Source organism: Rhizosphaericola mali, assembly GCF_004337365.2.
Lineage (GTDB): Bacteria > Bacteroidota > Bacteroidia > Chitinophagales > Chitinophagaceae > Rhizosphaericola > Rhizosphaericola mali.
On sequence record NZ_CP044016.1, the window covers coordinates 2,121,877 to 2,143,139 of the forward strand.

The following is a 21,263-nucleotide window of genomic DNA, read 5'->3' on the forward strand; positions in this document are numbered from 1 at the left end:
ATGAATGGAGATATTATTGTAAATGCCATTATTAAACAAGGAATGCTTCCTTTGTTCTACCATGATAATGAAGAAATAAGTATAGATATCGTAAGAACCTTATACAAAGAAGGTGTCAGGATTATTGAATACACAAATCGAGGCAGATCAGCGTTATCCAATTTTAAAAAACTGAAAGAAGTTCGTGACCAAGAGATGAAAGATCTTTACTTAGGCATAGGAACTATAAAAGTCAGATCAGAAGCAGAAAGCTATATTGAAGCCGGCGCAGATTTTATAGTTGCTCCAATCATAAATCCTGTTGTCGCAACTATTGCCGCTAACAACAATGTACCTTGGATCCCAGGCTGCATGACACCATCGGAAATCAATGAAGCACAAAACTATCAAGCAAAATTGATCAAGATCTTTCCAGCAAATATTTTGGGGCCAGAATTTATTTCTTCTATTAAAGAACTATTTCCTGGACAGCTATTCATGCCTACAGGTGGCGTTTCTATAGACGAAACAAATATCAAAACATGGTTTCAATCTGGAGTCTGTGCAGTTGGCATGGGTAGCAAACTTATCAGTAAAGATATACTGGAAAACAAAAATTACGAGGAACTAGCAACAATGACCAGACTTACATTCAATATACTCTCAAAAACAAGGCCATAGCAACCGACCGACTGCTTCCAAAAATGTTTTTTGTCTATTAAAAAATAATTGCCATGAATGAATCAAACTCTAACGTAATAGATACAAAAAAATCAGGCTATCGTTGGACAATATGTACTTTATTGTTTTTTGCCACAACGATCAACTATCTGGATAGACAGGTTCTTTCATTGACATGGAAGGACTTTATCGTTCCTGAATTTCACTGGAATAACAATGACTATGGAACGATTACCGCCATATTCTCCATCGTGTATGCCATATCAATGCTACTAGCAGGCAAATTTGTAGACAAACTCGACACTAAAAAAGGTTTTATTTGCGCTATTTCCATATGGTCAATTGGGGCCATTCTACACGCATTCTGTGGCATAGCTACATCTGGAATAATTGGTGGAAAATGGCTGGTTAGTTTTGAAAAAGCCAGAGAAGTTATCTCTGGTATACAAAATATTTCTAGGGTTATTTCCGTCAGTGTAATCCTTTTTATTTTTGCCAGAATCGTCTTAGCGATTGGAGAAGCTGGGAATTTTCCCGCTGCGATCAAGGCTACAGCAGAGTATTTCCCTAAAAAAGATAGAGCGTTTGCTACTAGTATTTTCAATGCAGGGGCCACTGTAGGTGCATTAGCCGCGCCACTAAGTATTCCATTTATTGCCAAAGCCTGGGGCTGGGAAATGTCATTCATTATCATTGGAGCATTGGGCTTTATATGGCTTTTCTTCTGGATTATTCTATATAACAAACCAAATTATCATCCAAAAGTCAATAAGGCTGAATTACTATACATACAGCAAGATGAGAATGAAATAAGCATTTCAGATGTCTTCACAAAAGAAATAACCAAAAAGAAAATATCCTTTAGTCAAGCATTTAAACATAAACAAACTTGGGCGTTTGCAATTGGAAAATTCATGACAGATGGTGTGTGGTGGTTCTTCCTATTTTGGACACCAGCCTATTTGAGTTCTGTTTATCATTTAGATTCAACCCATAGTGCACCTCAGATTTTCACATTGTATTTAATCACGTTATTGTCCATAATCGGAGGATGGTTACCTACGTTCTTTGTAGAAAAAAAGAAAATGGATCCTTATACAGGAAGAATGAAAGCCATGTTAATATTTGCTTTCTTTCCATTGTTAACATTATTAGCACAGCCCTTAGGTAAATATTCTGTGTGGTTACCTGTGATCATAATCGGCATTGCAGGAGCCGCACATCAAGCGTGGTCCGCCAATATATTTTCCACTATTGGAGATATGTTTCCCAAATCAGCCATTGGCACAATTACTGGAATTGGAGGCATGGCTGGAGGTTTAGGATCATTCATTATAAATAAAGGCTCTGGTCAATTGTTTGATTACGCAGAAAAAAACCAGATGGAATTTTTGGGCTTCAAGGGTATCGAAGCAGGATATTTCATCATATTTGCTATTTGTGCAGTATCCTATCTGATTGGATGGTCTATTATGAAATGCTTGGTTCCAAAAATGCGGCTCATTTATTTATAGAAGAAAGGTAAACTTCTATAAGATTTATTTATAAATGCTATAACACTAAACTATGACAATTATAAAAACGCACTCCGCGTTCTTAGTTGGCAAAAAATTAAACCTTTATTGCACTATGCTTCCCATTCAATTTTTTGGAAAGAATTACCAAAATGCACTAAAGATATTATAGTCTATATTTTTTACATATTAACTTATAAAGTATTAACAAGAGTATTATTCTATAGTATTGCAAAACGACTATCACTTCTTTATTTGTAAATGGGTAGGTCTTTTATAGTTGATGGAGGATTAATAGCTTATAGTGGTGTGTAAATAAAAATTAATAAAAATGATTTATTTAATGAACCAGACAATGCGGTGGTATGGACCAAATGATCCAGTAAGCCTATCAGATATACGACAAGCTGGTTGTCAAGGGGTAGTTTCAGCACTGCACCATATCCCCAATGGAGAAATATGGACGTTGGATGAAATTCAAAAAAGAAAAAAAATCATTGAAAATGAAGGACTTGAATGGAACGTAGTGGAAAGTCTACCAGTACATGAAGCAATTAAAACCCAAACGGAAGGTTTTCAAATCTATATTGATAATTACAAAATATCATTGCAAAATTTAGCCCATGCTGGCATTAAAGTTATTACATATAATTTCATGCCGATATTAGACTGGACTCGAACAAACCTATCTTACTCGTTTGAAGACGGTAGCAAAGCGCTTCATTTTGATACTGCAGAAATTGTTGCATTTGATATGTTCATACTCAAACGACCAAATGCAGGGAATGATTACACAGAAGACGAGATAATAAGAGGCCAGAATATTTTCGATACCTATAGTGACGAACAAAAACTACAACTTCAAAATAATATTATTGCAGGACTTCCTGGAAGCGAAGAAAGCTTTACTCTTAAAGAATTCCAAAAAGCATTGGATAATTATCAAAATATTGATATCCAAAAACTACAGAAACATTTAATTCATTTCCTAAATGCAATAACTCCACTATGCGATGATTTAAACCTTTTATTAGCCTTACACCCTGACGATCCTCCATATCCGATCTTTGGACTACCTCGTATCGTAAGCACAGCCACACAAATACAAGTATTATTTGATTCCGTACCAAATAAAAGTAATGGCATATGCTTGTGTACAGGATCATTAGGAGTAAGGTTAGACAACAATATAGGGAAAATGATTGAACAGTTTGCTAATAGAATTAATTTTCTTCATTTAAGAAATATTCGATCCTCTCAATATAATAACTTCACAGAGTCGAACCATTTAGAGGGTAATATTAATATGTATGATATTGTAGAAAGAGTTTTTCATATCATGCAAAAACAGCAGAGAAGTATTCCTATGCGTCCTGACCATGGACACCAAATGCTTGATGATCTTAAAAAGAAAATTAATCCTGGTTATAGTGCAATAGGACGCTTACGCGGTCTAGCAGAATTAAGAGGTTTAGAATACGGCATTTCGAATAATTGGAAAAAAGATAATATATAATGGTTACTTAATTGAGTATTATTAGTTAAAAGCGAAATTATTCCAGTCCATGTATAACTTAAATAGTCATTATGAAAAAGCTGACGCTTTAATTTATAATTTTTTCCAGAATGCAGGCATCTCTAAACAAATTAGATCTATCTAAAAATAATCACTTTCAACATACCATAAAATGGAATTTTAAATGTTAAAATTGCTTGTGTATCAAATTATGTGTAAATCAAAAAAGCAGCTATGTATGCAAATACATAACTGCTTTTTTTCAAGTGTCCCCGTGGAGGCTCGAACTCCAGACCCACTGATTAAGAGAATCTTATGAGCTTCTACGAGGTTATTAATAGTAATCTTATCTATTAATTATCAGCCGTTTATTAATATAGAAATAAATATATATAAGAACTTTTTTTGATGCTGTTAACGGCTGTGTTAACGGCTATTTATATCCTTCCAATTTGTCCAATATTCCTTGATATATCTAAAGAAACTGCTCTAATTGAGTACTGTAATTCTTCCTTATTTTGATATATCTCTTTATCAAAATTTGTCAAGTCTCCGACTGCAAAATGATCAATTTGTTCATCAATCCATTTCCATTTTATTAGATTATGATTTGCAAATAGGTTAAATATTTCAGGTGAAAGCTCTACCCTATTTATCCATGTTACATCTGATTGCAGACTTGCTTCTTGAGGATAATCTATTCGTAACGAGGTGTTGTTATCGAAAAGAAAATAGATATTTTCATAAGGCATTAGCCTAAATGTACCTTTAGTCCTTTTGAATAACATGAATAATGATTTATTCTCAAATAAGAATGTAAAAGTGAATTCGCAAACATTCTCTTGATTATCCTCATTAGAGATCATTCGAAATACATTTCCATTAGAGCCTGCAATATTTATAACGCGTACAGTTTTAATACCAGTAAAGTCATCTACATAGTGCATCACTAGATTATCATCCAATTTATTTAGTCTACTTTGATTAATCATTTCCTAATCGTTTTTGATTGAATGAAATATTTGAAATAGGCTTGGATGATGATTTAGCAATGATTTTTTTTGTAGTTATCGTATTTGAAATAACATTTAATGGTTTTGGATTGTCAACAATATGAATATCCGTTGGCTCAACAATCACCTTCGTTTCTTTTTCTATTATTTGAGTCTTTTTAGGCTTCAATAGTAATACAGCAACTACTCCAATTAAAATTAAAATAATGGCTATTAAAACTATGGTAGTTATTGATATGTACATAAATTAAGTTTATTGATTAAGCAATTTAGCCTTTGCTTTATTAAATTCATCCTCAGACAGAATACCTTGATCTTTCAAATCTTTTAATTTTTTCAATTGGTCTGCAAGATCTGTTGCGCCCTCAACTTTTACATTCAATACCTTTTTAGGTTTATATTCATCAGGAACGACTACTTCACCACTTTCAATGGCACTTTCTAAATCGATTTCCCAAGATGTGCCACGTCCTTTAATCGAAACGATTGGTTTATATATTGATTGCCGTTTTACTATTTTCTTTACAATTGCAATAGAACCACTTGCATTTTTATTAAGTTCAGATTGATTCCTGTTATAGGTTTGATCTGAAGTTGCTGACATTACAGATAAAAAACTTGATTGATTCCATTGGATATAACTAAACATTCCATTAGGTTGGGAACCATGACCAAGCTTCAATTCTAATCCTTTATATACTTTAAATCCTGTGGAACTAGTTAGAGTATCATTTTCAAAAGTCTGAGAAAAAACTACAAATGGCATAGCTGCAAAAAGCACAGCAATTAATTTTGTTTTCATTTTTTAAGAGTTGTTGATGTTTTGCAATAATTAATTCCTACTTATTCCAAATATTTCATTAATCTTTTCTTGTTCTACTCCATGCTTTTTAGCAATTTCCATAAGTAGCTTCGTTTGCATCACAATGATATCGTCATTTGAACTAGAATCTATATTTAAACGCTTTTCTAATGCTGCAAATACAGCTTTTTTGATAATAAAATAAAGAACAACAAGTAATAAGCAGAATGCAATTAATAGCATTAAGATTTCAGAACCTCCAGGCATTGTCATGTATAAGAGTTTAATGTTAAGGTTGATATTTATCCACAATCGGATAAATTATTTTGCTAAAGATTTTAGTATTTTTAAATTTGAGTTGTAAACCCCATAAAGCCGCTTAAATAAACCAGTATGAAAAAGAAGAAACACAAAAAACGAACACTTAAAAACATTAAGCTTTCATCCTATTCAATTTATTCTCAAAATCTAATTGTGAGAGCTTTTGAACTTTTGAAACAATAACTGATGCAGCTTTTGTAGGATCGAGTTTTTCTTGAATCTCAGCTAACAAAGCAACCATATAATCCATTTTAATGTTTGAAGCTATACTTGCTAACTGAGATTCTTTATTCAATTCATCTTTATTTAATTCTAAATCTGCTTCATTAGAATCCGAATTATTTATACCGAAAAAGTTCTGTAATGTTATATAATCTTCTACTTTAGGGGCTCCTTTTCCTACCTCCCATTTTTCAATTTTCGCCTTAGAAATACCTGTTGCATCTGCAAGATCCTGCTGAGACAGATTCCTTTCCTTTCGTAACTCTTTGATATTCATTATAATAAAATATTTTAAAGAAAAAGTTCTTTATTTTTCTTGTATTTACAGACAAAGTTCTTTAAATTTGTGATATCAATTTAGAAATACAAATGTAGTTACAAAATGAAAGTAAGCAAAAAAATAAAAGATTTGATATTGTCTAATAACAATTTCAGTCTCGAGTTAGCTGGAATTTTAAAGATTCAACAAGCTTCACTAAGATTACTTGCTAGAAGAGATTCTGACCGTTTAACGCTCTTTCAATGTGTAGAGTTTTATAAATCTAAAGGACTTACCCAAGAAGAGATTTTCGAACCTGAACAAGTAAAAGCTTAAGCCATGTCTACATTATCATTTAATCAGATTGAATTAATAGAAATCAGAATTGGCATTTTGAAAGATTTGAAAACCAAGATTCTATCTATTGATCCAGAGTTAAAAAGTCCAGTGATAAAAAGAGACGTGAAAAAGATTAACTCTAGTATTCACAGCTTCTTAGTTCAAATCATCCATTTACAAACTCAACCAAAAGCGTAAGTCATGATTACTATTACTACAACCCAAGCGAAAAAGCTTCAAACATATTTAAAAGGAATGGAGGACCATTTAGCAATGGCTAATTCATTCAAGGAAAAAGCTGGTTTATTAATAGAAGAAATCGGGGGTCTTTACCCCCGCCCTTCCAAGGGAAAACGAGATGAAGTAGTATCAAACGCTTTGGCAAAAAGACAATCAGCTTTCAAAAAGAAACTTCAAAAAGGCACAAACAATTAAACTCTACAATATGGAATCACTAATCATTTTTCAATACAAGTATGATCACAATGTTGATGCAGCTATAGTCGGACATAGAAACTATAAAGCATACGTGCCAGTTATTGCAACACTAAAATGCAATATGGATTTTCCAGAATTATCAATCGGTTATGTAAATACTATTGATACTACAGAATTGGAATTGTCTGACGAGCAAATGTGCCAGTTGCATAATGATGTATTGTTTTCTGCCATTGATATGGCGCAAACATCTGCAGTTGATTTGGCAATGGCAATGAGTCCTAGTAAAATGATTGTTAATAGTGTTGGAAATTTAATTGAGTTGCATGCATAAGAAACAAATCAAAAAAGCAATCAAGGAATTGGAACGCGATATCAATACAAGTTTTCTATACCAATTGCCACAAATCGAGTTAAGACTTCAATCAATTACAAGTATGACTATGGCGAAAAGAATGTACTGGAGTCGTCTTAAATGCTTGAAGTTGAATGTAAAAATTGCGAAGATCTATACTAAATATAATCATCCTAAAAAAGTTGGGATATGGTAAAAACATTAATCAAAATGATCCTCTGGTCTTTAATGCTTCCATTATTGAAACCAGATCAACAGGAACATAGAAGTCAGTGCTCGCACGAAGGATGCGAATACTAGTTTTTTAAGGGTTTAGGGTTGACGTCCTAGTGTTTCTACACAAGGGACATTTTTAAAAAGTTCTTTCAAATGATGAAGTGGCGGAATGAGGTAGTAAGGTCGTAAAGACAACTAAAACTCTAGGTCAGACGCCTATTGGTCGCAACCAGTAGAAAAAGAAGTGCGCAATTCATGTGGGTTCGAATCCCTCCTTCATCACAATACTAAGCAAGGAATATCGCAAACAGTGATTTACAAATTTACGCTGACGAGGGCGCTCGTGACTGCTGGAGAGACAGCATTTTTTAAAGTAAACAATTTCTCAAAATAAAAAACCGCCAGCGGGAACTGACGGCCATTTTAAAACCACAATCATAAAAATCATGGAAATTAAAATCCACAAAATCAAAATTACGAATTTCAAAGGTATTAAAGACCTTGAAATTGATTTCAACGGAACTACGAACATTTTCGGTGCTAATGGTACTGGAAAAACAACCGTTGCAGATGCATTTTCTTTCTTACTATTTGGTAAGGATACTTCAGATAAAAAGGACTTTAGTATTCGTCCAAAAAATGCTGATGGATCTGACAAAACTCGTATAGAGAGTGAAGTGTATGCTGAAATGGAGTTTGATGGTGAAAAACATACATTCAAACATATTTTCAAAGAAAACTATGTAAAGAAAAGAGGTTCGAAAGAAGAACAATTCACCGGTAATGAGCATCTATATTTCTTTGATGATGTTCCAATGCAATTGAAAGAGTACAAAGCAAAAATTGATTCTTTCATTCAGGAAGAAACTTTCAAACTAGTTACTAATGTAAACTATTTCAATTCATTAAGCTGGCAAGATCGTCGTAAAACTTTAATTGCGATGGCGGGAAATATTACCAATGCAGATGTTGCTTATAATAATCCAGCATTCCAGGAACTTCTTACAAAAATGGGTTCCAAGTCCATGGATGAATTTGCGCGTGAATTGGCAGCCAAAAAGAAAAAATCCAATGACGAGTTGAAACAAATTCCTACTCGTATTGATGAATTGGAAAAGACTAAACCAGAACCGATCAATGCGATTGAAATTGGAAATCAAATTTCAACTCTTGAATCAGAGATCAGCCATATAGAACATCAAATCTATGATAGTTCAGAAGCTTTAAAAGAGCAAATTAAAAAATCTGAGCATGCACAACGTCTTGTTTTCAATAAAAGAAATGAATTGCGAGAAATCGAATATGGATTGAAAGCTTCTTTAAACTCTGGTAGTTCCGATAGTCAATATCAATTGAGAAGATTGACTACAACGGTCAATGACATTACAAATGAAATTGTACATACAAAGCTTTCAATAGATAGATATAAAGATCGTATTGAAGAGTTGGAACAAAACAAAGCTTTAAAGTTGAATGCTTTTGAACTAGAAAGCAAAAAACAATTGACTTTTGACGATGCTAATTTCTGTTGTCCTACTTGCAAAAGAGCCTACGAAGCTAATGATATTGAAGCTAAAAAAGTGGAATTGCAAAACAACTTCAAGATTCAAAAAAATAGAAATCTTGATACTATTGAAGCAGACGGTCTTTCTCTTAAAAAATCTATTGAAGACGGTAAAACATTATTGGCAGAAAAAGAACAATTACTTTCTGATTTACAAAACAAGTTAGATGCAGCTCAGATTGAATTGGATAATGCAAAAGCGGCTCAATCAGAGGTAAAAATCAAAACTATTGAAGGGGTTTTGACAGCAAGTCCAGAGTATCAGAAATTGAAAGCTGAGATTGAATCGGACGAACAAAACATTCCTAAAGTTGACAATCTAAATACAGATCATCTTCAAAATCAAAAAAGAGAATTGGTTTCTCAAGTGGATAGTTTTAAGGCTCAACTTTCTACAAATAGTCAGATTGAGAAAGCTGATGCACGTATTAAGGAATTGTCGGAGAATGAATCAAAATTGGCTCAAGAGGTTGCAGATTTTGAAAACCTTGAATTCACTATGCTTGAATTCCAAAAGGCTAAAATGAGCTATATCAGTGATGCTATCAATAAATATTTTGAGTTCGTAAGTTTCAAAATGTTTGATACACAGATCAATGGCGGTGAAACGCCAACCTGTATCACTACAATCGACGGTGTGCCTTACAACGATGCAAATACAGCTTCCAAAATAAATGCTGGTATGGATATCATCAATGCTCTATCAAGGTTCTATAATGTGTCTGCTCCAATCTTTATCGACAATTCTGAATCTATAACTGATATAATTCCGACTGATAGTCAAATTATCAAATTGATTGTTGATCGGAACTACAAAAAATTACACGTAGCATAAATTATGAAAAAGCTTTCCAAACTATATACAATGTGGGCTAATATGAAATCTAGATGTAATTGTCCAAGAAGGCCTGATTTCAAGCATTATGGAGGTAAAGGTATTACTGTTTGCAGTGAATTTATGGATTTTAAACAATTTGAATTGTGGGCAAAAACACATGGTTACAAAGAGGGTTTGAGTATTGAAAGAATTGATAATAGTAAAGACTACGAACCCTCCAATTGCAAGTTTATTCCCATTAGGGATCAATCTAAAAACCGAACCACAAATGTGAGATTGGAATTTAATGGTCAAATCAAAAATCTATCCGATTGGGCCAGAGAATTTAAAATTCATGAAAGAACAATTAGGTCAAGATTGGATGCAGGATTCACAATTTCAGAAGCTCTCACTATGACAAAAAATAGATCAATAAAAAGTGAAGTATTCTATTATCAAGGAAAAGAATATACAAAAGCTTCATTGGCAAAAGAATTAAATGTCAGCAAAACCACAATTGGAAGGCTTTTCAAACAGAACCTAACGATAGATAAAATTTTTTCAAAGTTAAAAGTCGCTTAATTATTCCTTAATCGAACTGTTCGGAAATACCGAACAGTTCACAAATAAAAAATAATGTCAACTCAAAATAATAATAGTCAAGTTCCTACAACAACAGCAGCACAACCACAAATTGAAGTTGTAAAAAAAGATATTTCATCTCAGGTTCTATCCAAAATAGAAACATTCAAATCCACTGGTGAATTGAATATTCCCAAAGATTATTCTCCTGAAAATGCTTTAAAATCTGCATATATCACACTTGCTGAAACTTCCAATAAGGAAGGAAAATATGCACTGGAATATTGTACGAAAGAATCTATTGCAGATAGCCTTTTAAAGATGGTAATCTGGGGCTTATCTCCTTTGAAAAAGCAATGCTATTTTATCATGTTTGGCAACAGATTACAATGTACTCCAGATTATTCTGGAAACATTGCCCTTGCTAAAAGATATGGAAAATTAAAATCCATAAAAGCCTTAGCCATTTTCAAAGGAGATGAATTCAAATTTGAAGTAAATCCAGCAACTGGCCACAAGAAAGTATTAGAGCACAAGCAAACTATTGAAAGTATTGGTTCTAATGAAGTTATTGGCGCCTATGCTATTACGGAAATGGAAGATGGAACTACAGATGTAGAAATCCTTTCAATGAAACAAATACGTGCATCATGGGAACAAGGAGCTGCAAAAGGTTCATCTCCAGCACATAATAAGTTTCCTGATCAAATGGCTATAAAAACCGCTATTAACAGAGCATGTAAATTAATTATTAGATCATCTGATGATTCTGCTCTTATGGAAAGTGTAGAGGATGAAGCCGAACAAGTAACTCAATTCGAAGCGGATGTTAATAATGAGATTACTGAAAAATCAAACAAAAGACCAATCAGTATAAATATGGATTTGTCTACAATTCCAGAAGCGGACGAAGTTTCAAATGATCCCGAACCACTTGAAGCTATGCAAAATGAAGGCGAATTATTTCCAACAGAACAAAGACAAGCGAGATTCTAATGCAGTTAAAGATTATTGGCAGTAATAGTGATGGTAATTGTTATCTATTGGAAGCGGATAATGGAGAGACTCTAATATTGGATTGTGGTTTCCGATTCCAAAAGATAAAACAGTCTCTTGACTATAATTTATCAAGAGTTTCTGGAATACTTCTAACTCACGAACATGGTGATCATTCTAAAGGGATTAATGAAGCAATCAATGCTGGAATGAATATTTATACATCAAATGGAACTGCAGAATCTCTTGGACTTGAAAAATCACACAGAGTTTTTCCAATGAAAGCTTTAAAGACTTATGAAATAGGAACTTTTAAAGTGATGCCATTTGATGTTAAACATGATGTAAAAGAACCTTTTGGATTCCAAATATATCATCCTGAATGTGGACTAGTAGTATTTATTACAGACTCCTATTATGTAGAGTATCAGTTCCCAGGTACTAACAACTACATCATAGAAGCGAATTACTCAAAAGAAATCATCAACGATAAAGTTTCAGAAGGTTTTCTTCTCGAATACAGAAGAAATAGAGTTGTAAGATCTCACATGAGTATTGACAATTGCATTGATCTATTGCTGTCAAATGATCTTTCTACTGTAAACAATATTGTGCTAATACATCTTAGTGATGGGAACTCTGATGAAGCACTCTTTTATAATAAAGTCCGAGACGCGACACACAAAAAAGTATTTGTCGCTGATGCTGGGATGATCATTGAAAACTTTAATAAAACCCCTTTTTGATATGAAACTATTCTTTTTTGACTTAGAAACTACTGGTGTAAAATATTGGAAAAATGGAATTTGGCAAATAGCAGGAATGGTTGTTATCGATGGCGAAATAATGGAAACTTTCGATTTTAAAATACAACCAAACAAAGCCTGTGAGATTGAGGATGAAGCTTTAAAAGTTGGTGGAATTACAAGGGATGATTTAAAATCATTTATAACGATAGAAGAAGGTTATTCTTCAATTATTAAAGTCCTTTCCAAATATGTAGACAAATTCAATAAATCAGATAAGTTTTTCTTAGTTGGATATAATAATGCATCATTCGACAATCAATTTTTTAGAGCATTTTTTGTACAAAATGGTGACTCTTATTTTGGTTCTTGGTTTTGGAGTTCTTCAATAGATATTATGTGTCAAGCCGCTGATTTTCTTAAAAAGGAACGCCATTTAATGAAAGACTTTAAACTCTCTACTGTTGCCGATTTTTTAAAAATAGAAGTAGATCCTGATAAGTTACATGATGCACTGTATGACATATATCTCACAAAAGCCATTTACGATAAAATAAGCTATAAGTGATCCTCAAACGTGACATAGCAACCTATTACCATTTTATCCAAGCTAAAGCTGGAGATGAGGTGAAAATGATTCCAGATGGTGATCATGGAAATGTGAAAATAGTAGAAGACAAAAATGGTAATAGGTTTCCAATTCACGAAGACGATATTTTATTAGAAGGTGGACAAATAGAAGATCACATTGAAATAGAATCTATAAAAGTTCAATCGAAAGCAACTAAGAAAACAATTCAAAAAGTAACTCAAACAAGTTTATTCTAATGAGTAATAAAAAATCAAATCGTCGATACTATTTACATAGATGCGTTAAGCGATTCATTCGAACTAGAGTAGCTAAAACGCTTTTTGTTCCTCATGATATCGAATTGAAAGAAAAGCAGGAATTCTACGTAAAAGAGCTTCAAAACAAATATGGTTATAGTGTTCAAACTGAAATAAGATAATGGCAAAGATTGAATTAACTGGACATATAGCAGAGACTGGAGAGGTTAAAATATGGGGACGTCCTCGCTACGATATGTGGTTGAAACAATATGCTGGCAAAGACATTAAAATCATGACTGAAACAATATCAAATAAGAGAACAACTCCACAAAATGCTTACTACTGGTCGGTTGTAGTTCCTCTTGTAAAAAGTGCAATCAATGAATTTGGAAACCAATATTCCTCTGATGATACACATGAATTTTTGAAAGCTCAGTTTAATTCTGAACAAGTTGAAGTTGGTTCCGGACTTTACATTGATATGCCACAATCCACTTCAAAATTGGACACTAAAGAATTCATGGAGTACATCCTTAAAATCCAACAGTTCTCTGCAGAAGTATTCGGTTTAGTTATTCCAGATCCTCAAACAAATTTCATTAATCAATAAAATATATTTCAATGGCAAAAGTTACAAGTATCAAATTTGAGAATAGTGAAAAATCACAAGAACTGACTAATAGAGTGATTGATGCTATCGCTGGAAAATCTCCGGAGGAAAAAGAAATTGAAATCAAAAGTGCTACACTAAAGGATGAAATGTGTGATTACACTTATGAATTGCTAACTGGAAAATCTAAAGGTGATGTATTAAGTAGAGATGGTGTCCATATTGTTCATGAAGATCTGTCTGAAGCATTCAAAGAACTATTAATATTTGTGGCTCACATTGATGGAGTATTTGCTCATTTTGCACAAAACGATACGCCATTAAAAGACTTGGAAGCTAAAGCAATAGTTGATACATATAATATTACGGGTTTTAAAATATCCGGTGTTGAAGAAAATAAATCTGTTGTGCTCTATGGAAGTAAAAATGTTCAATATGGGAAAATTCCATTGACACTTCCAAAAATCAAATTTTCAGGGTCCTATTTATACATTGAAGAACTTCAAAATAGACTTTACAAGGTTTTGAATGAAGTTGAATTGTATATGGAAGGAAAACACAATCCTGAATATATACAAACTGAAATGTTTGGAAATTATCAGGAAGAAAATGCAGACTATAAATTCGAAGAAGCCAAAGTTAAATAGATGTTTTTACCTCGTCCATATCAATCAGATTCAATTAATTTAGGTATTATTTTTTTGACAAGTTCTTCATTTGAAAATGAGATACTTATACTACCTACTGGTGCAGGAAAATCAATTGTAATCGCAAAAATCTTAGAGCCTTTGGATGGTAAAACTTTAATACTTCAACCATCCAAAGAAATCTTGGAACAGAATTATGCTAAGTATATTTCTTCTGGCAACAAAGCATCTATCTATAGTGCATCAGCTGGTCAAAAAGAAGTTTCAAATGTCACATTCGCAACAATTGGTAGTGTAATCAATAAGAAGCATTTATTCAATGGAGTGAAATACATTTTGATTGATGAATGCCATTTGGTTAACCCTGAAACAGGGATGTATCAAGAATTCTTAAATTCTTTTCCAAATGCTAAGGTTCTAGGACTTACAGCTACACCATATAGATTAACAACTGGATCTGAGGGAGCCATGCTTGAGTTTATTACTAGAACATCTCCAAGAATATTTTCAAAGGTCTTGGGGTATGTTCAAACTAAAGTATTATTTGATGCAGGTTATCTTTCTAAATTAGAATACTATTCTTTTTCTGTTATAGATAGATCAAAACTTACTGTTAATAGTAGTGGTTCGGATTTTACAGAAGCTAGTTTGAAAAGGTATTACAAGGCTATAGATATGCCTTCAAAAATTGCAGGAATAGCCAAATCTATTTTAAGTAAAAAGACAAATCTATTAATATTTTGTTCACTACTTGAAGAAGCAATTTCTGTATCTAGGAAAATATCAGGATCCGTAATTCTTACTGGTGATACAAAAACTCTTGAACGCGAACGCATACTTGCACAATTCAAAGCTGGTAAAATTAAATGCTTGATCAATGTTGGAGTTCTAACTACTGGATTTGATTATCCAGCATTAGAAGCTGTTTTGATTGCGCGTTCTACTATGTCGCTTGCACTTTATTATCAGATCATTGGTCGAGTAATGCGTATTTGTCCAGGTAAAGAATCTGCATGGGTGGTTGATATGGGAGGTAACATCAATTTCTTTGGCAAGATTGAAACTATGGAGATTAGGGAAGTCAACGGACTATATTCTGTTTGGAATAATGGTCGTCAATTAACAAATGTTCCATTTCAAAAATAAGGAGGTGATTATGTCAAACGAATATCAAGAAAAGTTTGCAAGACTATTACAATTGTCTATCAATGTTCGGACCTCACAAAACAAGTTTTTCGCAGCTAGAAAGCAAGGATTTTCTGGTAAAGCAGAATTACAAGAAAGCAAAACTGCAGAACATAATCTGGATGCTTTCATCAAAGCCGAAAAAGTGAATATGAAAAATTCAAATCAGGGTAAATTATTCTAAGCCAAACTATGAATTATATAGAGTTAATAAGAGGATTCTGGCGTTCGCATGATGTAGAAGCATTTCCTACCAATGTCATTGCACTTTACTTCTATTTGATTGAGGTAAATAATAAGACATCTTGGATACCTTCGTTCAAGCGCAACAATGCTAAAATCTGTGCAGATTTAAGCATCAGTTTCCCTACACTAAATAGCGCAAGAAATAGGCTTAAACAAGCTGGTTTAATTGATTTCAAAACACAATCTGGAAATGCGAATGTTTCTTATAGCTTGAAAAATATTTTCAAGGTTGCTAATGAGGTTACTAGTGAGGTTAGTAATGAGGTTAGTAACGAGGTTTCGTTAAGGTTGGATGATACTAAAGATAAACTTAAAACTAAAACAGAAACTATTAATAATAATCCTAACGGATTAGGCGATTTTACATCGCCACGTTTAAAATCTTTTGAGCAATTACAAATTGAAAAAGAAAAGGAATTGTATCGATCTATTCCTAAAAACAAAGAATCTGTTTTTAAATTTCTAAAAGACCGTCCAAATATCGTTGATCCATACTTTGACTTCTGGAACATGTTTGCTAGTGAAACAGGCAGACCAATGGCAAAAAAACTGACTGACACTCGTCGTAAAAAACTTAGAACACGTATACGTGACAAAGATTTTGATATGGGAGAAATATTTAGAAAAGCGAAATCAAGTGAGTTATTATCAACTTCAAAATGGTTCACTCTTGACTGGATTATAGATAATGAAAAGAACTACTTAAAAGTACTTGAAGGCAATTACGACAACGAAAAATTTAACAAAAATGGACACACAGATTCCACAAAATCAAATCAAGAATTCGAAACAACGTTGGAACGCCAAAAAAGAAATGCAGGGCAAATTTGATTTATCAGAAGCTAGAGTGATGCCAAATGCAAAGGACTTAGAAATTGCAATTATTGGATCAATACTTTTGGATAAAGATGCATATGATACAGTATCAGAGATCATAAAAACTTCAGATTGTTTTTATGATGATGCTAACAAGACTATTTTTTGTTCAATTCAGGATATGAACAAATTGGGTAAGAAAGTAGACATGCTTACGCTTGTTGAATATCTACATGCGAATAAAAAACTGGAAGAGGTTGGAGGTCCGTACTACATCACCAAAACAACAAACATGGTGAGTAGTACTGCACATCTAAAAGAATATTGTGAAATCGTATTCCAAAAATTTATTAATCGTGAGTTGATAAAATTGTCATCGAAAATTTTACACGATTCATATCAAGAATTAATGGATCCATTTGAACTTTTAGAACAGTCTGAAAGTGTTATTTCGCAACTTTTAATAAATGGCACTATACGATCTTACATTGCAGTGGGTTCATTATCACTTCAAGGTCTAATAGAAATAGAAAAGAAAAAATATGAGAAAGAAAAAGCAGTAAAGGAAGGAAAACCATATTGCATCTCAGGTATTGATTCTGGATATCCTTCAATTAACGCTTTTACAGAAGGATGGCAGCCTTCTGACTTGATCATACTTGCAGCAAGACCATCTGTTGGTAAAACAGCATTTGCACTAAATCTTTCATATAATGCAGCTCTTAATGGTCAAGCCGTTGGATTTTTCTCACTTGAAATGACAAGAGTTAAAATAATGAATAGACTCTTTTCAATTGACACTGGGATATCATTGTATAATATTTCGAATGGAAGATTAACAGATGACGAATCAAGAAGATTGACCAATTCAGCGGAAAAATATTCTAAAGTACCTCTATATATCGACGATACATCTAGCCTTAGTATTACCGAATTCAAATCGAAAGTAAGACGAATGGTTATAGACCTTGGCGTAAAGATGGTATTTCTTGATTATCTGCAACTTATGAGCGGTGGTAAAGAAAAATCATTTAATAGAGAAAGAGAAATTGCCGATATCAGTAGGAATATGAAAATCCTAGCTAATGAGCTAAATATTCCAATAATCGCATTAAGTCAATTGAGCCGTGCTGTAGAACAAAGAAAAGAAAGCAATCCAATTCCTCAACTAAGTGATTTGCGTGAATCTGGAGCTATCGAACAAGACGCGGACGTTGTAATATTTGCTACTCGTGATGACTATGGAGAGACTGAAGAAGATAGAGAGAAAAATGGAATGGATAAAAAATATTCAAAGGTTCGGTTGAAATGGGCCAAACATAGAAATGGAGCACTTGACTATAAGGTTCTGACAAGTGATCTTAGTATTCAAAAATTTTACGATCCAACAAATGATCCACAAACCTGGCCATCAGAAACTGGTAGTTGGAAACCTATAAAGCAACTTCCATCTTCTTCACAGGACGATTTACCATTCTAAAATTTTATCAAAATGCCATCAAAAAGATTGAATCTGGAAACGACTGAGAACGCCCAGGCTGTTAGACTATTGGATATAGGTATTGAAGATATCACTGAGCGTAACGAGAAAGCGCAAATATTTCGCTCTTATTCAGTTGCAGCAAGGTTTCTACATACTACTAGGAAAAAAGTCGAGCAAGCGGCTAAAAACACAAAAACGCTTAATCGTAGAATCTATGATCCTACAACAGAAAAAACATATGCAGTCCGAAACTATTTCCCAAAAAATGAAAATCAATTACAAAAATGAAAAATAAACTATTGTGGTTTTTTCTCGCAATAATCTTAGTTCTGATACTTGGATCATTAATGAGTTGTTCATCTCAGAAAGCCGGATGCCAATTACCCAAATGGCACATGCAACGAAAAGTGATCAATACAAAGCTCACTCCTTTCGCGCGAAAAAATCTTAAAAATTCAAAATAGAAATTATGTCAAACGAAATCGAATTATCAAACAGAGATCTGGACGATTGGAAATTTATGATCAAAGAACTCATGGACGTAAAGGAAAAATTTAAGTATTTCCAATCTGTATTTATCAGTACTAAAGCAAGAACCGACTATGCTAAGTATGTTCTTAAAATTAGTCAGATCGTCGCTGAAATGCGCAACCTCTCCCACCCTAGTCATAGACATCTATTTACAAAAATGAAAGATGAAGGAACAGCTTTGGGTGCAATTACCGAACTATTGAACCAAGTCAATGAGGATAGTATAAATGAATTGCTGGTTACAGTTCAAGCCATGGCCAATGGATATCCAGTTGATTTTGTTCGGTACGACAAAGGAACAACGGATGAAGAACGTAAACAATGTGCTGAACTCAACAGCCTTTTTGGAAATGTAGATCAGGAGAAACGAAACAAGATTATTCAATTCGCAAAATCAGTAGCGTAATGGCAATTTTGAAAAATTATTAGAATGAAAAAATCCATAGAAGAAAATTACAGTAGAGCACTTAAGACTATAATCTCTCCTATGGACACAATAAATAGCTTTTTGTTATTTGTTTTTGGTGAACACAAAAGCTATGATACCAGCTAAATTCAAGTAAATAAGCATATTTAAAATATTGCTTCTTTTCCTAAATGATATTACAGCGGGTTTGTCATGAAAATGATATTTCAGTTTGTAAATCCTGAAATAAGATCTTAGTAAATAACTAAAATCACAAGTCCTTACGGACATAATGTTTAGCACTTTCAAAATTGAAAGAACTACGAAAGCTGAAATTAGAAGTGTCATTTTATATAAATAATGCGCAAAATTATATTGACAATTATCAATAAAATATCAGCACATAGATATAAATGTTTTAATCATGCTTAGGTAGTTCATTAACAATTCATTGTAAATTTTTGGTTATATCAAAACAAGGCATCTGTATTTAATTATTAAGCACTATTATATGAAAACATTAACCATACGCCAGCCTTGGGCATCATTAATCGTTGCCGGAATCAAGGATATTGAAAATAGAACTTGGAAAACAAGTTATAGAGGTCCGTTGCTGATACATGCAGCTTCTTTTAAAATTAAGAATTGGGATAATATTCCTATTACGGAAAATCAAAAAGATATATTAAGGAGTTATGGAGCTGGAGTTATTGATTACGACATCACATCTGCCATCATTGGCAAAGTTGATCTAGTGGATTGTGTTATCAATCACGATAGTATTTGGGCGGAAAAATGTATGCCTGAACATTACAAAATATACAACTGGGCTTTAGCAAATCCAATACTATTTTATGAACCTATTCCTGTAAAAGGCAAACTAAGTTTATGGGATTATCCAAACATACTTGCAGAACCAGAAGAAGAAAACGGAAAACTATTTTGTCATTGCCAAATACCAGTAAAAGAGGAAAATCAAGTAAGTAGATTCTTAGGAGAAGAGTTCAGATGTAATTATTGCGGTGGTATTTGGTACAAATAAAAAATATTAATTATGGTTTATATAGACGATTTTAATGCTCCATTCGGACGTATGAGAATGTGTCACATGATTGCAGACACAACAGACGAACTGTTACAAATGTGTGATAAAATTGGAGTTGCAAGGAAATGGATTCAATATCCAAATACAACTAAAGAACACTTTGATATTTGCCTTTCTAAAAAACAACTAGCAATTAAGTTTGGAGCAAAAGAGGTTGGTTTTAGAGAACTTTCAAATATTATCCAGAATCGAGAACAATCTCACACTTTAATCGCAACGCCAACGGACTTTGGCTGCATAGTAGAAGGAGGTGGAAAATGATCGACCTTTTGAGTTATGATAAAATAGTCATTAATAGTTCTGGAGGTAAAGACTCAGTATCTGCAATTTATTCAACTGTTCAGATGGCAATTTCTCAAAACTACAATATTGACAACATTATCATTTCTCATCAAGACTTGAAAATTTGTGAATGGCCAGGTACTTTGGATTTGGTCAAAAAACAAGCTACATTTTTTGGAATCAGAAATGTAGTTATCAATAGTAGAGATGAATCAATACTTGACTATGCCTTAAGAAGAGGTAAATGGCCATCCTCCAAACAACGTTGGTGCACATCCGATTTTAAAAGAGCCGTTGGAGATAAAGTTATTACAGCTCTTACAAGAGAATTAGAAGGCAATTTAAAAATCTTACATGTATTTGGTTTTCGAGCAGATGAAAGTTCTGCCAGAAGCAAAAAGCAAGTATTTGTAAGAAATGAAAGATTATCTACTAGAAAGCGAATAGTTGACGATTATCTGCCAATTCATGGATGGAGTGTTTTCAATGTTTGGGAGTGCATTCATGGAAATAATATTCCCTACCATTATGCGTATGATTTAGGAATGCCAAGACTATCGTGTGCCTACTGTATTCTGGCTCCCTTCGATGCATTGGTTTTATCTGGAATTCACAACAAAGAATTATTAATCAAATATGTTGAAGTTGAAAGAATTATTGATCACAAATTCAGAATGGATTTTTCACTTGAAGATGTTCTGAATGCAGTTAATAATGGATATGTACCGAAAAAAATCAACAACTGGAAAATGTAAATTAAA

Annotated in this window: 30 protein-coding genes and 1 tRNA gene; 26 read left to right on the forward strand and 5 right to left on the reverse strand. The window is 33.1% G+C overall.

Translation table 11 applies throughout. From position 1 onward, the window contains the following. From E0W69_RS09155 to uxuA, 3 genes are all read left to right on the forward strand, one after another. Positions 1-660: a beta/alpha barrel domain-containing protein gene (locus E0W69_RS09155; protein WP_131329761.1), complete on the forward strand. Its 660-nt coding sequence runs from the start codon at positions 1-3 to the stop codon at positions 658-660. A 53-nt stretch (positions 661-713) separates the two neighbouring features. After that, positions 714-2,174: an MFS transporter gene (locus E0W69_RS09160; RefSeq protein WP_131329762.1), complete on the forward strand. Its 1,461-nt coding sequence runs from the start codon at positions 714-716 to the stop codon at positions 2,172-2,174. A 343-nt stretch (positions 2,175-2,517) separates the two neighbouring features. Further along, positions 2,518-3,690: a mannonate dehydratase gene (gene uxuA, locus E0W69_RS09165; RefSeq protein ID WP_225321463.1), complete on the forward strand. Its 1,173-nt coding sequence runs from the start codon at positions 2,518-2,520 to the stop codon at positions 3,688-3,690. Positions 3,691-4,127: 437 nt separating this feature from the next. On the opposite strand, the gene E0W69_RS09170 is transcribed toward uxuA, so the two are convergent. The 5 genes from E0W69_RS09170 to E0W69_RS09190 form a co-directional block, all read right to left on the reverse strand. Then, positions 4,128-4,682 (reverse strand): hypothetical protein, encoded by a 555-nt coding sequence (locus tag E0W69_RS09170; RefSeq protein ID WP_131329763.1) that lies wholly within the window; start codon positions 4,680-4,682, stop codon positions 4,128-4,130. Then, on the reverse strand, positions 4,675-4,947 hold the full coding sequence (locus tag E0W69_RS09175; protein ID WP_131329764.1) for a hypothetical protein: 273 nt from the start codon (positions 4,945-4,947) through the stop codon (positions 4,675-4,677). Before E0W69_RS09175 ends, E0W69_RS09170 begins: the two co-directional genes overlap by 8 nt. A gap of 9 nt (positions 4,948-4,956) precedes the next feature. Next, complete coding sequence (locus tag E0W69_RS09180) at positions 4,957-5,505, reverse strand: SHOCT domain-containing protein (protein WP_131329765.1); 549 nt, start codon at positions 5,503-5,505, stop codon at positions 4,957-4,959. 30 nt (positions 5,506-5,535) lie between these two features. Further along, positions 5,536-5,772: a hypothetical protein gene (locus tag E0W69_RS09185; protein ID WP_131329766.1), complete on the reverse strand. Its 237-nt coding sequence runs from the start codon at positions 5,770-5,772 to the stop codon at positions 5,536-5,538. A 166-nt stretch (positions 5,773-5,938) separates the two neighbouring features. Further along, positions 5,939-6,325: a helix-turn-helix domain-containing protein gene (locus tag E0W69_RS09190; protein WP_131329767.1), complete on the reverse strand. Its 387-nt coding sequence runs from the start codon at positions 6,323-6,325 to the stop codon at positions 5,939-5,941. 105 nt (positions 6,326-6,430) lie between these two features. On the opposite strand from E0W69_RS09190, the gene E0W69_RS09195 reads away from it, so the two are divergent. From E0W69_RS09195 to E0W69_RS09305, 23 genes are all read left to right on the forward strand, one after another. Continuing rightward, on the forward strand, positions 6,431-6,643 hold the full coding sequence (locus E0W69_RS09195; protein WP_131329768.1) for a hypothetical protein: 213 nt from the start codon (positions 6,431-6,433) through the stop codon (positions 6,641-6,643). Positions 6,644-6,646: 3 nt separating this feature from the next. Then, entirely contained in the window at positions 6,647-6,844 is a 198-nt protein-coding gene (locus E0W69_RS09200) for a hypothetical protein (RefSeq protein WP_131329769.1), read from the forward strand. 3 nt (positions 6,845-6,847) lie between these two features. Beyond that, on the forward strand, positions 6,848-7,081 hold the full coding sequence (locus E0W69_RS09205) for a hypothetical protein (RefSeq protein WP_131329770.1): 234 nt from the start codon (positions 6,848-6,850) through the stop codon (positions 7,079-7,081). A gap of 10 nt (positions 7,082-7,091) precedes the next feature. Further along, positions 7,092-7,418 (forward strand): hypothetical protein, encoded by a 327-nt coding sequence (locus E0W69_RS09210; RefSeq protein WP_131329771.1) that lies wholly within the window; start codon positions 7,092-7,094, stop codon positions 7,416-7,418. Continuing rightward, a complete protein-coding gene (locus E0W69_RS09215) occupies positions 7,411-7,635 on the forward strand; it encodes a hypothetical protein (protein WP_131329772.1) in 225 nt (74 codons plus the stop codon). The genes E0W69_RS09210 and E0W69_RS09215 overlap by 8 nt, the downstream gene beginning before the upstream one ends. Positions 7,636-7,810: 175 nt before the next feature. Further along, positions 7,811-7,937, forward strand: a tRNA-OTHER gene (locus tag E0W69_RS09220). A gap of 164 nt (positions 7,938-8,101) precedes the next feature. Further along, positions 8,102-10,054: an ATP-binding protein gene (locus E0W69_RS09225; RefSeq protein WP_131329773.1), complete on the forward strand. Its 1,953-nt coding sequence runs from the start codon at positions 8,102-8,104 to the stop codon at positions 10,052-10,054. A gap of 3 nt (positions 10,055-10,057) precedes the next feature. Continuing rightward, a complete protein-coding gene (locus E0W69_RS09230; RefSeq protein ID WP_150926029.1) occupies positions 10,058-10,618 on the forward strand; it encodes a hypothetical protein in 561 nt (186 codons plus the stop codon). Positions 10,619-10,672: 54 nt separating this feature from the next. Further along, on the forward strand, positions 10,673-11,614 hold the full coding sequence (locus tag E0W69_RS09235) for a recombinase RecT (protein ID WP_131329775.1): 942 nt from the start codon (positions 10,673-10,675) through the stop codon (positions 11,612-11,614). Beyond that, the gene (locus E0W69_RS09240) at positions 11,614-12,360 is read left to right on the forward strand and encodes an MBL fold metallo-hydrolase (protein ID WP_131329776.1); all 747 of its coding nucleotides are present in this window, start codon (positions 11,614-11,616) and stop codon (positions 12,358-12,360) included. The genes E0W69_RS09235 and E0W69_RS09240 overlap by 1 nt, the downstream gene beginning before the upstream one ends. Before the next feature lies 1 nt (position 12,361). After that, positions 12,362-12,928 carry a 3'-5' exonuclease gene (locus E0W69_RS09245; protein ID WP_131329777.1) on the forward strand — a complete coding sequence of 189 codons (567 nt, stop codon included), beginning with the start codon at positions 12,362-12,364 and terminating at the stop codon, positions 12,926-12,928. Then, positions 12,925-13,188, forward strand: a complete 264-nt coding sequence (locus tag E0W69_RS09250) for a hypothetical protein (RefSeq protein ID WP_131329778.1) — start codon at positions 12,925-12,927, stop codon at positions 13,186-13,188. Before E0W69_RS09245 ends, E0W69_RS09250 begins: the two co-directional genes overlap by 4 nt. A gap of 181 nt (positions 13,189-13,369) precedes the next feature. Beyond that, positions 13,370-13,801 carry a hypothetical protein gene (locus E0W69_RS09255; protein ID WP_131329779.1) on the forward strand — a complete coding sequence of 144 codons (432 nt, stop codon included), beginning with the start codon at positions 13,370-13,372 and terminating at the stop codon, positions 13,799-13,801. 11 nt (positions 13,802-13,812) lie between these two features. Further along, a complete protein-coding gene (locus E0W69_RS09260; RefSeq protein ID WP_131329780.1) occupies positions 13,813-14,448 on the forward strand; it encodes a hypothetical protein in 636 nt (211 codons plus the stop codon). Beyond that, positions 14,449-15,594, forward strand: a complete 1,146-nt coding sequence (locus tag E0W69_RS09265) for a DEAD/DEAH box helicase (RefSeq protein WP_131329781.1) — start codon at positions 14,449-14,451, stop codon at positions 15,592-15,594. Positions 15,595-15,604: 10 nt separating this feature from the next. Continuing rightward, the gene (locus E0W69_RS09270; protein WP_131329782.1) at positions 15,605-15,817 is read left to right on the forward strand and encodes a hypothetical protein; all 213 of its coding nucleotides are present in this window, start codon (positions 15,605-15,607) and stop codon (positions 15,815-15,817) included. An 8-nt stretch (positions 15,818-15,825) separates the two neighbouring features. Next, positions 15,826-16,710, forward strand: a complete 885-nt coding sequence (locus E0W69_RS09275; RefSeq protein ID WP_131329783.1) for a hypothetical protein — start codon at positions 15,826-15,828, stop codon at positions 16,708-16,710. Then, entirely contained in the window at positions 16,628-18,175 is a 1,548-nt protein-coding gene (gene dnaB, locus E0W69_RS09280; protein ID WP_131329784.1) for a replicative DNA helicase, read from the forward strand. The genes E0W69_RS09275 and dnaB overlap by 83 nt, the downstream gene beginning before the upstream one ends. A 12-nt stretch (positions 18,176-18,187) precedes the next feature. After that, positions 18,188-18,466 (forward strand): hypothetical protein, encoded by a 279-nt coding sequence (locus E0W69_RS09285; protein ID WP_131329785.1) that lies wholly within the window; start codon positions 18,188-18,190, stop codon positions 18,464-18,466. A gap of 181 nt (positions 18,467-18,647) precedes the next feature. Then, positions 18,648-19,115 (forward strand): hypothetical protein, encoded by a 468-nt coding sequence (locus E0W69_RS09290; RefSeq protein ID WP_131329786.1) that lies wholly within the window; start codon positions 18,648-18,650, stop codon positions 19,113-19,115. Between the two features lie 511 nt (positions 19,116-19,626). Continuing rightward, the gene (locus E0W69_RS09295) at positions 19,627-20,157 is read left to right on the forward strand and encodes an ASCH domain-containing protein (RefSeq protein WP_131329787.1); all 531 of its coding nucleotides are present in this window, start codon (positions 19,627-19,629) and stop codon (positions 20,155-20,157) included. 12 nt (positions 20,158-20,169) lie between these two features. Beyond that, complete coding sequence (locus E0W69_RS09300) at positions 20,170-20,481, forward strand: DUF4031 domain-containing protein (protein WP_225321464.1); 312 nt, start codon at positions 20,170-20,172, stop codon at positions 20,479-20,481. Then, entirely contained in the window at positions 20,478-21,257 is a 780-nt protein-coding gene (locus E0W69_RS09305) for a phosphoadenosine phosphosulfate reductase domain-containing protein (protein WP_131329789.1), read from the forward strand. The genes E0W69_RS09300 and E0W69_RS09305 overlap by 4 nt, the downstream gene beginning before the upstream one ends. Positions 21,258-21,263 lie beyond the last annotated feature (6 nt).